The organism is Spirosoma harenae, assembly GCF_054776975.1.
The window spans coordinates 1-12,376 of sequence record NZ_BAAHBD010000001.1; the positions used below are offsets into that span (position 1 = coordinate 1).

Consider the following 12,376-nt stretch of genomic DNA (forward strand, 5'->3'; position numbering starts at 1 on the left):
CTTCGCCAAGCATTTGCGGTGGTCAAGTTTAAAGAAGATTTCAATCCGAATTATCAACCTATTTTACGCTCAATGGCTTGACTTTTAACACAGTTCATGTAAAGCTAGTAGCGTAAAGATAAGATTTAAGCCTGTTCAAAGTTGGCCGGTTGGGTGATCAAAACGGAATTTTACAAACGTACTACCAACGTAGTACGTTTGTAAAATTCCGTTTTGATTAAGCTGCCTCAAGAACGACCGTTTGTTAGGGTTATAAACACAAAGACATTGGTGCAATAACATGTAAAAGCCGTCTCCTTCGACGATGTTTATAATTAGGCTTTCGCAATCATCTTATCAAATACAGCCCGTTGCTCCCTCATCGATTGTACTTTATCAGTTGGGTTAGTATGGCACTCGAGAAGTACCCAGCCGTTGTAATTCATTTTGACGAGATTGTTCAGCAATGACTGATAGGGATAGTCGGTTCTGTCTAGCTCACGAACGTGGCAGGTAGCGCCGAACCGATCTTTTACTAAGTTGAAATTGGATTCAAATCCCTTGCCATTTAGATCTTGTGGATTGCAGTTCCAGCAGATAGTCGCGTTGGGATGGTTGGCCACATCCATGATTTTTTTGATATTGGGCAACTCCTGCGTTTCTTCGCCGTGTACTTCCAGCCGAATCTGTTGCCCTAATTCAGCACCATAGCGAGCCAATTCATTGAGTGATTCGCCAATTTGAGTCAGCGTTTTTTCGACAGGCACCTCCTTGTGTAGCGCATTGGGTTTCACTTTTACGCCCGTTCCACCTACATCGGCGCTTAATCGAATGAATTCTTTTGATCGCTCGATAGACGCTTTTAATTGACTTTGATCTACGTAGTCATACTGTTGATTTGTTCCTAACCCAATCAATTTCACCGGACTATCGGCAAATTTCTTTTTGACTTCTATCCGTTGGGCCGCACTCAGATTGGGCATAACGTTGTGAGCGTGCTCCACTCGCAATTCGACGCCGAGTATGCGCGTATCCGCGCAATTCTTAATCAGTGTATCCAAATCCCAGTCTTTTCCCCACAGATACGTAACAAATCCTAGTTTGACGGCGGCTTTTGCCCGAGTCGATTCAGTAGCAAACGTCGCTCCCGAAACCAGGTAAGCACTAGTCAGTAGAGCAAGCTCTTTCAGAAATGTTTTTCTATCGATATTAGCCATGTTATTCTGTTTAGCCAGCGGTAAGGCAGGGAGCGGCTACTCAATCAAAGTTGATCGTATTGCATTGTTACTGATAGGTAAACGAGCAACTGCCAACAATCAATTCGCGCGAATTCACAAGTCCTGTCACGACGACATACTATTACTCACAGAATTGACTGGAAAGATTCCGCATTGGTTCAGCAGGGCAAGTAGACACTGAATGTAGACCCCAAGCCGGGGTAACTACGAGCCGTAATTGCCCCTCCGTGATTAGCGACAACCTTTTCGCAGATAGCCAAACCAACCCCTGTGCCAGCATATTCGCTTTTCCCATGTAGGCGCTGAAATACTTGAAAAATACGATCCAGGTATTTTTCGTCAAACCCAATGCCATTATCCGATACGTCGATCCGGTGATACTGGTTGGCCAGACGGGCAGGTTTTAGAGAAATAGGCATATCGACGGCATCAATCAGAACCGCCTGCAATCCTATCCTGGGCGAATTGCCCACCCGACGAAACTTCAGGGCGTTGCTCAATAGATTGTCAAACAGTTGACTTAATTGACGCGCATCACCCAATACGGTTGGCAAAGAAGAAACCTGTACCGAGGCATCCGCGTCACGGATCGAATCCGCCCAATCGGACAGCGTAGACTGAACAAGGGTGTTCAGAGAAACCGGCGCTGCGGCTTCCTGACGGGTCGAAATGCGCGAGTAGGTAAGCAGATCACGAATCAGTGCAGACATTCGACTGGCCGCTGTCTGCATGCGCTGGAGATGAGTGACTCCATCGCCCATCTGATCGGCATAGCGGCTTTTTAGCAAATCCCCAAACGACTGAATTTTACGGAGAGGTTCCTGTAAATCGTGCGAGGCTATATAAGCGAACTGCTGTAGGTTCTCGTTGGAGCGCTGTAAATCATGGATCGAAAGCTGTAATTGCAGTGTACGTTGCTGAACCTGTTCATCAAGCTTCGCAGAAAGCTGTCGGTACCGCGCTTCGCTGGCAGTCAGTGCCTGGCTTGCCTCAACCAGTTCGGTCACTTCAGTACATACTTCCAAAACGCCGGTCAACGTGTTGCCTTCGTAATAAGGTGTTAGCGTAATATTAAAATAGCCCGTTTTCAACTGTCCGTCCCGTTGCACGGGAATAGGAACCGACCAACCCTGATCGGCAAGCCCTGTTTGATAGACCTGAAGACACCGGTTAATAAAGGCCTGGCCCTTTAATTCGGGCATGGCTTCCAGCAAAGGCTTACCCAGTACATCCGCTTCCCGGTGGATCAAATCCAGCATCGTCTGGTTAATTAATTCGATAACCAGATCCTCGCCTTTAACCAGCAGCATAGCCACGGGTGCCTGCTGGACCAGAGTCCGCAAACGCATCTCTTCATGCCGACGCGATTGATTGAGGCTAATTTGAGTCCGGACTTTCGAGAGTAATTCTGGCCCGGAAAAAGGCTTAACCAGGTAATCATCGGCACCCGCTTCCAGTCCATCAATACGGGCCTCCTGACCTGCCCGGGCCGACAAAAAAATAAATGGAATCGATGCGGTAGCCGTACTTTGCTTGAGTCGCTGGAGCAATTCCTTGCCATCCATGACCGGCATCATGATATCGCTCAGAATCAGTTGGGGAGGATTGCTGACTATCTGCCGGATCGCATCGGCTCCATTTAGGGCGGTTGCTACACTAAAATAAGGTGTTAACAAACGGCTTAAATAGTCCCGCATGTCGGCATTGTCATCAACCACTAAAATACGTACAGTCGGTAATGGAGTCTCTTCTATTGCGCTCTGATCAATCAGATCTGATTGTTTTTCTCCAGCAAGCATCGTGCGGGCTTCCTTTAGGAATGAATCCGTTAACCGGCTCACTTCCCGCTCGTTAGTACCCTCCCCTAGTTGATTGGCTGGCAGGTGAGCTTTTCCCAGGGGAATACGGACTTCGAATGTGCTTCCTTTCCCTTCAACACTGCTAACCGTGATCGTTCCTCCATGTAACCGTACCAATTCGGCCACTAATGAAAGCCCAATACCACTGCCTTCGTACGTTCGCCCTCCTGCATTTTCCACCCGGTGAAATCGTTCGAACATATGAGGCAGTTCCCGCTCGGGAATACCAATGCCCGTATCCGAAACCCGGAGTACAGCGTCCTTTTCATCGGCTTGCAAATCGACCTGAATCGACCCGTTCAGAGTGTATTTAAAGGCATTGGATAACAGATTTAATACGATCTTTTCCCACATTTCCGTGTCAACAAACACGGCTGTCGATAGGGCCTGACAGGTTACGGTAAACGCTAAACCAGCCCGTTCAATCAGCGAACGAAAACTACTGGCCAGATCGGTCGTTAAGCTGACCAAATCCGTCGGTTGGTAGCGAGCTTGTACACGACCCGCTTCAAGTCGGCTGAAATCAAGCAGATTATTGACCAGTTTTAACAAGCGTAAGGCATTGCGATGGGTAGCTTCCAGCGGCTCTTTATGAACGGAAGTCTGTAGATCGGCATCCTGTAGGAGTTCTTCGAGGGGGCCAAGCATTAGCGTTAACGGTGTCCGAAACTCATGGCTGATATTGCTAAAAAAAGCCGTTTTTGTGCGATCTATTGCTGCCAATGCCTCGGCCCGCTGTTGCTCCTGTTGGTAGGCATACACATTCGAGAAAGCAGTATTAATCGAATTGGCGAGTAAGGCGTAGAAGTTTAAATAGTCCTGATCGAGTTCACGGTGTGGACTCACTCCTGCCAGCAAAAAGCCGATGGGCTGCTCTTTAGTAGAGAGTAAAATGGGTAATCGTACTGCCGTATGGGGCGATTCTGGATAAGGACCACTCTTCAGCGTGCCAAGACGCTGGGCCAAATTGTCGATAATCTGAAAATCAGAAAGGTTGGCCAGCCAGTCAGTAGTAACTACGTCCAATTCGGTTAGTTCTGCCGGTATGATCTCATTGGCATGTAGCCCCGCGCTCCCTACCAACTGAGCCCGTGATTGCTCATTAAGTTCATAGAACAGTAAAAACGGTAAATCGAGCGCAAAGTCAGCCTGGGCCTGAACCAGACTTGTGTAGATATCGGCGTTAGTTTTGGCCTGACTAGTTAGAGCCGCTACATCGCGCAGAACCTGCGTTCGCCGGGCACTCAGCATCTTATCCGTTGTTTCGGTAATGGGGTGAAAGATGCCACCTACCTGACCCGACTCGTCTCGAATAGGCGCAAACGAGAACGTCATGAAGGCTTCTTCCAGGTAGCCATTTCGATCCAGAAACATGCGCTGATCCTTAATGTAGGTGCCTTCGCCCTGCTGACCTCGTGTGAATGCATCGCCTACAACAGATAAGGCAGTTTCCCAGCATATTCGGAAATTCTGACCCATTGACTCGGGATGTTTCGCCCCGCAGATAGGTCGGTAACTATCATTATAAATCTGAATGGTTTCAGGTCCCCAGGCAATTAAAATCGGGAATGTGGAGGACAGACACAAACTAACGGAAGTCCGTAAACTTTGAGGCCAGGTAGCAATTGGCCCCAAAGCGGTCTTTGACCAATCCATTGATCGAATAAGCGCCCCCATTTCTCCGCCCCCCGCCAAAAACTGCTCCGAAGACTCAAACTCGTTCATAATTACTTTCTTACATAAAATCGGTCTTAAAAATACGCCTTTAACTAGATTTACGGTCATCACAACCTAAATAATGGTACTACTGACTGATAGCGAATACCTTCGGTATAGATATCCTGAGTAATCTTACCTGTTTCAGTCAATTGGTTCCTCATTTAAGCTATCTTCGGCTTGAACATTGCATTAATCCCTATACAAATGGCCGATTTTAGCGTAACCGTGAATGAGCACGTTATTGAAATTGATACCAGCAGCTGGAATGGTAATGAAAGCGTTTCCTATGACGGAAAGATTGTTTCGCAAAAACGAAGCTTTATGTACTTAACTCCGCATTCGTTTCAAGTACAGGAGCAAGAAGAGACAATCGTTTACGAGGTCAATGTGATTGTAGGTCTAACAAGCCATGGATTTATTGTGCGACGCAATGGTATCATTGTCGCTCATGAACCCTAAGTCATTGCCAATGCACTAAGTACTAGAGCAATTTTTACCATTGAGTCATTGTCATGCAGTACGCACGAAACCTTACCCTACTCTTACTTTTTGCGCTGGCACTCATCAAGTTACAAGCCCAAAATACGGCGGCAGCCAATTACGACGAATCAAAAGTTCCGGCCTATACTTTACCCGACGTTTTAAAAACGACTACTGGTCAGAAAGTTAGCAACAAGACAACCTGGGAAAAGGTAAGACGGCCTGAAATCATCAACCTGTTCGAAGACCATATATATGGTCAAATGCCCAAATCCGTTGACCGGCTTACTTATTCTATAAAAAGTGAAAATACCAGCGCCATGTCTGGCAAAGCAACCTTGAAAGAAGTTTTGATCGAGGTGGCTCATAACCAGAAACGGCTCACCATAAATCTTGTCCTTTTTGTGCCTACTAAGCGAACGGGACCAGTGCCTGTTTTCCTGCTGATTAACAACCGGGGCAAAGATAATACGGACCCTACCAGAGCGCATACGAGCGATTTCTGGCCAGCCGAAATGGTGATCGATAGTGGGTATGCCGTTGCCGCTTTTCATGTGAGTGATCTAGCTCCTGACGATACGCTTAAATACATAAATGGTGTACTTCAGCTTTATCCAGAGCAATTGACCGCACCTAACGGCATGCGAGCCATTGGTGCATGGGCATGGGGCGCTAGCCGGGTGCTGGATTACTTTGAAAAAGAATCTGCCATCGACGCCAAAAAAGTGGCGGTTGTTGGGCATTCCAGGGGCGGCAAAGCAAGCTTATGGGCAGCCGCCGAAGATCAACGATTTGCCATGTGTTTTACTAATTGCTCGGGCAACACGGGGGCCGCTTTATCTCGCAGGCGATTCGGCGAAACAGTCAGTCGGATCAATACCGTTTTCCCACACTGGTTTGCAAAAAACTACAAAAAATTCAATAACAACGAAGATGCATTGCCTGTCGATCAGCATATGCTGCTGGCAGCTATCGCCCCCAGACCGCTCTATGCGACCAATGCCACGAAAGACCTATGGGCCGACCCGGTTGGTACATTCTTATCACTAAAACAGGCCGAACCTGTTTATGCTTTATACGGTATTACCTCCAAACTGCCCGTCACTCCGCCTGCCGTCAACCAACCCGTTATTAACTCGCCGTTAGGCTATCATATTCGAGAGGGCGAACACAACTTAACGGCTTACGATTGGAGCAATTTTATAAAGTTCGCCAACATTCATTTCAAGAAGTAAGTCGACGTTTACTGACAAGTTTCCTCTTCCAGATAAAAGGTGACGCTTATTTCCATCATAACCAGCCTACTACAGGCTGGTTATGATAACTGTTCTCTACCAACAATATACTCTACCGATAGACATCAAGTTACCTTAATAGATTAAATGAAAATATTTTATTAATAATAATCACATAGAAACAAATTTTTGTAGGATTTTTGCTTATTAGTTACTGCAAGAGTGTACTATAATTTATTGTAGAAAATCACTCTAACCCACATCTCTTTTGTTACTACTTGCCTTTTAGGTGATCTATTCTCCTTTACGATCCTCGTAGCAGGATTAACTTACATTGTTTATGAAAATCTCCTTTATTAATAAACTTCACCTGGGAAGCATCTTTCTGATCCTGACGGGCTCCCTGATTGGGGTCTTGTTTTTTAATACTATTCAGAAACAGTCAGAGGAAGCCGATTGGGTTAAAGCTAAAAATGAGCAGGTTCAGCAGATTCTAGGCCTACAAAAATTGCTCGCTGACACCGAGTTATCGCATCGATCCATTCTGAGTACCCATAATCAATCGGCGGTACTGGCGTATCTGAATACACAGGAAAAAATTCTGAATACGTTTGCCCAGCTTAAGTCGTTGCCAGATGGCTCGGCTCCGCAGGTTCAGCAACTGGGGCTGATCCGACAAACCATCTGGAGCGTACTGCAAATCTGGGATAGCCAGCACGATAGTGGTAAAGCACAGGCTGTTCAGGTATCAGGATTGGAAGCAAATCAGGTACGCAGGAGTCGTCAACTGCTGGAACAGGTGCTCCGCGACACGCAGATGGCGTTAGCTAAACGTGAAGAGGAAATGTCGTCGAATATTGAGTTTCTTACAGAAGGCGCTGTGGGGTCAACGGCACTCCTGTTTACAATAGCTTTAATTCTTACTTATTTCTATTCACAAGAATTTAAACGCCATCGACATCTTGCTCAGGAACTTCGATCCAATGTTGAGCAACTTGAACATCTCAATAAAGCCAGTGATGAGTACAACTGGGTTCTAAGAGGAAGTAAGGCGCTAAACGAAAGTCTGCAAAATCTACAGGATCTTGAGTCGATAGCCAAAGAATCTATTCACCTATTAAGTCGACACCTGGAAGTACCCGCAATTGGGTACTATTCATGTCAGGAGGAAACGCAACAACTCCAATTGATTGCTTCTAAGGCCTTATCGAATGCCGCTCCTCGTGCGTATGCAATCGGTGAAGGATTAGTAGGGCAGGCGGCTACTCAGAATGAAATTTTGATAACCAAAGATGTACCGAACACGTACTGGAGTATTCAATCAGGTACGGGGCAAGCCCTTCCCGGCCAACTCGTTTGCGTACCGTTGTGGTTCGATGGTGAACTAAAAGGCGTTATTGAATTGGCCTATTTTCATGCCGTGCCTGAATTACACCTTTCGCTACTGAAAATTGCAGCCAGAGATATTGCAACGGCCTGGAGCACCGTTTTTGCCCGAGTTCGCCGGATAGCCTTGTTGAAGCAGGTACAAGAGCAGAAATCAATTCTGGAGAGCCAACAGGAAGAATTGCGCCAGACAAACGAAGAATTGACCCTACAAGCCGAATCGCTGCAAGCTTCGGAAGAAGAACTGCGGGTCCACGAGGAAGAATTGCGCCAGACGAACGCGGAATTGAATGAGCGCAACAAAGCCGTTGAAATAGCCCGACAAACGTTGATGACGCAATCGCGCGAGTTGGAAGAAGCCAGTAAATATAAATCCGAGTTTCTGGCCAATATGTCGCATGAGCTGCGAACACCACTCAATAGCGTATTGATTCTGGCGAGTCTGCTAGCTGAAAATAAGCCTAAAAACCTGACGGATAAACAAATTGAATACGCGAATGTCATTCATAAGTCGGGGGCTGATCTGCTCGAACTGATCAATGACATTCTGGACCTTTCCAAAATTGAAGCCGGTAAGGTTGAGATGCTGGTTGAGCCGGTGAAAGTAGTCAATATTGTGGAGGATATGCGTCAAACCTTTACCGTTGTTGCTGATCAGAAAGGAGTTACGTTCAATACAGACGTTGCAGAAACCGTTCCACCAACTATCCAGACGGATAAGCAACGGCTCGAGCAAACCATTCGAAACTTACTGTCGAACGCCTTCAAATTCACCCCGGCGAAAGGCTCCGTAACGCTTGCGTTCCGCACAGAAAAGCCATCCGGCAATCTGACAAATCCGCTACTGAAACAGGCTGACCAGGTTCTTGCCATTTCCGTCACCGACACGGGCATTGGTATTCCTGAAGATCGCCAGCAACTAATTTTTGACGCGTTTCAACAGGCGGATGGGTCCACAAGCCGAAAGTACGGCGGTACAGGTCTGGGGCTTTCCATTACGCGGGAACTGATTCAACGTCTCAGAGGAGAGGTTCAACTACGAAGCGAACCCGGAAAAGGAAGCACGTTTACACTGGTTCTCCCCCTGACAGACGTTGACGAACCTGCTTCAGTTGTACCAGCTACCGAATCGGCTAAGCCAACCGAACAAGCTAACAACCAGACACATGATGATCGCGACTCGATTCAGAAAGATGATCAGGTCATGCTAATTATTGAAGACGACCCAATTTTTGCCCGGATCGTCCGCGATTTTGCCCGTAGTCGTCAGTATAAAACCATCCTGGCGAGCCGGGGAGACGAAGGGCTGGAATTCGTTCGGAAATACAATCCCTCAGCAATCATCCTCGACATGCAGCTTCCGGTTGTGAACGGTTGGTCGATTCTGAATGAGCTGAAGAGTGATGAAACCCTGAAGCATATCCCAGTGCATATTATATCGGGTATGGAAGACCTTCGTCTACCTGCCGACGGCGTCATGACCTATCTTCAAAAACCGGTTAGTACGAAAGACCTCGATCAGGTTTTTATGCTGATCGGCAATCAGGTAGGCGGGCAAGTCAAAAAAGTACTTGTTCAGTCAGGAGAACATTTAAAAGATGACGACCTGAAGAAAGTAATCAACCAGCGGCATCTCGACCTGGCCTGCGATTATGTATTGACGAACGAAGAGGTTCTACAAAAAGCAGCCGAACAGGCCTATGATTGTCTGATTGTCGATATGGGACATGACTTAACCAAGGGTATCAACAAACTCCGCCAGTTGCGGGCGAAGCTCGACTCCAATTCGATGCCGGTTATCATTTACATTGATGACGACCTGAGTCCGGCCAACGAGCTGAAACTCAAAAAGCTATCCGATGTTGTGATTCGCGAATCGTCGCACTCACTGGAACGGCTTATGGATGAGCTGGAAATTTTCCTCTACAAAGTTCAGGAAGATAAGAAGAAGCCCCTTCCACAACCCAAAGTGGAATTGGCGAGTCAGCAACTCGAGGGCCGTAAAGTGCTTTTAGTGGACGACGATATGCGTAACATATTTGCGTTAAGCACCCTGCTCGAACAACACCAAATGAATGTCATAACTGCTTATAATGGCCTGGAAGCGCTGGAAATGCTCCAGGAGCACACCGATACAGACATTGTGCTAATGGATATTATGATGCCCGAAATGGACGGCTACGAAGCGACTCAACAGATTCGTAACGAATTACATCTGAGCAAGTTACCGATCATTGCCCTCACAGCCAAGGCCATGCCCGGCGATCGGGAGAAAGTTATCCAGGCAGGTGCGTCTGACTACATAGCCAAACCTGTCGATAAAAGTCAGTTATTTTCACTAATGCGTGTCTGGCTGTCCAACTAACAGATGACTCCGCGCATTACATTGACAGACAATGAGTTAACAGCCATCATACAGCTTATTCATCAGCAATATGGGTATGATTTTAGTGATTACGCCCGAGCTTCGTTGGGTCGTCGCGTTCGGAGCTGTATGGAGCAGGCTGGCCTGAATACCGTCTATGAATTACGGTATTATCTGACCAATGACAAGTCGTTTTTCGATTGGTTTCTGCAAACGCTGACGGTCAATGTAACAGAGATGTTCCGCGATCCAACATTCTACCAGAACCTTCGCGAAAAAGTACTTCCCAACCTGGCTACGTATCCGGTCATTAAAATCTGGCATGCGGGCTGCGCGACCGGCGAAGAAGTATTTTCGATGGCTATTTTGCTGGCTGAAGCTGGACTACTGGAACGGTCCCGATTGTATGCTACGGACATAAATCCGGCTAATCTGCATCAGGCTCGCCAGGGAATTATTCCCATTCAGCAAATGAAAACGTATACCGAGAATTATAGACAGTCGGGCGGTAAAACCGCTTTTTCAACCTACTATACTGCTCAATACGAACATGCCATTATTGGAAAAGACTACCGGAAAAACATCGTACTTGCCCAGCATAATCTGGCTATCGATCAGGTTTTCAATGAATTTCAATTAATCTGCTGCCGGAACGTACTGATCTATTTTAACCGGGAATTACAAAATCGGGTGTTCCAACTGTTTTACGACAGCCTCTCTCCACTCGGGTATCTGGCCATCGGCCTCAAAGAATCCATACAATGGGCCGATGTAGGCCCGAAGTTTGACGCCATCAGTTCAGCCAACCGGATTTACAGACGCAAACAATAAGACCCTCCCCTAAATAATCTAGAAATCAACCTGATAGAAACAATGTTATCGAAAAACACATCGAACAACTTTACCATTTTGCTGGTCGATGACCGCGAAGAAAATCTGCTGGTTCTGGAAGATATGCTGGAAGCCGAAAATCGGACCTTCATCAAGTCACTTTCCGGTAGCGACGCCTTGCGGAAAGTGCTTAAGAATGATTCCATTGGGCTGATTATGCTGGACGTTCAGATGCCGGAAATGGATGGTTTTGAAGTAGCGCAACTACTCAAATCAAATCCCAAAACGAAAGACATCTCCATCATTTTCGTTACAGCCATCAATAAAGACGAGCAATACGTTCTGAAAGGCTTTGGCGAAGGAGCCGTCGATTACCTGCAAAAACCACTGGATATCAACGTGACAAAGGCGAAAGTGGCTGTCTTTGAACGCCTGTATCGCTATCAGCAGGAATTGAAACAAAGTCTTCTACAAATCGAACGAATCAATAAGCAATTAGAGAAGTATGTATACACAGTTGCGCATGATTTGAAATCACCATTGACCGGTATCATTGGCGCTATGTCGCTGCTGGAAATGTCTTATCAGAAACCAGCGGGACTAGATGAAGAAGATGACCTTCAGGAATATATTATTCATTCCAGGGATGCGGCTTATTACATGGCTAATATGATCAATTCGTTGCTGGAATATTCCCGCACGAGTATGGATCAGCAAACGATTGAAGACGTCGACGTTCAGGAGCTAGTCAGCCAAATTGCTCGCCTGTTATTTCCGCCCACGCACATTTCCATTCAGATTCATGGGCCGTTGCCGGTGATGCACACAAAAAAATTAAAGCTTCAGCAGGTATTCCAAAATCTGATCAGCAACGCCATTAAATACAATGACAAGTCGGAAGGTCGAATTGACATAGGTTTCCGTGATTTCCCTACCCATGTCGAGTTCTCGATTACCGATAATGGTCTGGGCATAGCGGTTGAAGAGCAGGATCAGATTTTCAACTTATTTCGAAAATCAACGAATCAGGCAACTGGCGAAAGCAGCACTGGTGTTGGGTTATCTACGCTTAAATTATTGGTTGAGGAACAGGGAGGAAAGATCTGGTTTACGTCGACTCCTTATCAGGGCAGTGCGTTTTATTTCGAGTGGATGAAATAGCGAGCCTATTTGTAAAAAATAGTACTTTTTTACTATCACAAAACGCAAATCGGAGAGCCTTGCGATCAGATTTTGGTTACTTAAGGTACCGAATAATTAATAAGCCATTTTTGTTTCTGGTTA

Annotated in this window: 7 protein-coding genes; 5 read left to right on the plus strand and 2 right to left on the minus strand. The window is 46.4% G+C overall.

The annotated features are described in order from the left end of the window. Positions 1–314: 314 nt before the first annotated feature. Both ACYVE4_RS00005 and ACYVE4_RS00010 read right to left on the minus strand, forming a co-directional pair. Positions 315–1,196: a sugar phosphate isomerase/epimerase family protein gene (locus ACYVE4_RS00005; protein ID WP_460994714.1), complete on the minus strand. Its 882-nt coding sequence runs from the start codon at positions 1,194–1,196 to the stop codon at positions 315–317. Positions 1,197–1,375: 179 nt separating this feature from the next. Next, the gene (locus ACYVE4_RS00010; protein ID WP_460994715.1) at positions 1,376–4,801 is read right to left on the minus strand and encodes an ATP-binding response regulator; all 3,426 of its coding nucleotides are present in this window, start codon (positions 4,799–4,801) and stop codon (positions 1,376–1,378) included. 198 nt (positions 4,802–4,999) lie between these two features. Here ACYVE4_RS00010 and ACYVE4_RS00015 point away from each other — a divergent pair, with 198 nt between their 5' ends. The 5 genes from ACYVE4_RS00015 (at position 5,000) to ACYVE4_RS00035 (ending at position 12,253) form a co-directional block, all read left to right on the plus strand. Beyond that, positions 5,000–5,254: a hypothetical protein gene (locus ACYVE4_RS00015; protein ID WP_460994716.1), complete on the plus strand. Its 255-nt coding sequence runs from the start codon at positions 5,000–5,002 to the stop codon at positions 5,252–5,254. Positions 5,255–5,307: 53 nt separating this feature from the next. Continuing rightward, positions 5,308–6,510, plus strand: coding sequence for an alpha/beta fold hydrolase (locus ACYVE4_RS00020; RefSeq protein ID WP_460994717.1), 1,203 nt, complete (start codon positions 5,308–5,310; stop codon positions 6,508–6,510). Between the two features lie 340 nt (positions 6,511–6,850). Beyond that, positions 6,851–10,261, plus strand: a complete 3,411-nt coding sequence (locus ACYVE4_RS00025) for a response regulator (RefSeq protein WP_460994718.1) — start codon at positions 6,851–6,853, stop codon at positions 10,259–10,261. A gap of 3 nt (positions 10,262–10,264) precedes the next feature. Further along, on the plus strand, positions 10,265–11,092 hold the full coding sequence (locus tag ACYVE4_RS00030; protein ID WP_460994719.1) for a CheR family methyltransferase: 828 nt from the start codon (positions 10,265–10,267) through the stop codon (positions 11,090–11,092). Positions 11,093–11,134: 42 nt separating this feature from the next. Beyond that, on the plus strand, positions 11,135–12,253 hold the full coding sequence (locus ACYVE4_RS00035; protein WP_460994720.1) for a sensor histidine kinase: 1,119 nt from the start codon (positions 11,135–11,137) through the stop codon (positions 12,251–12,253). Positions 12,254–12,376: the final 123 nt, after the last annotated feature.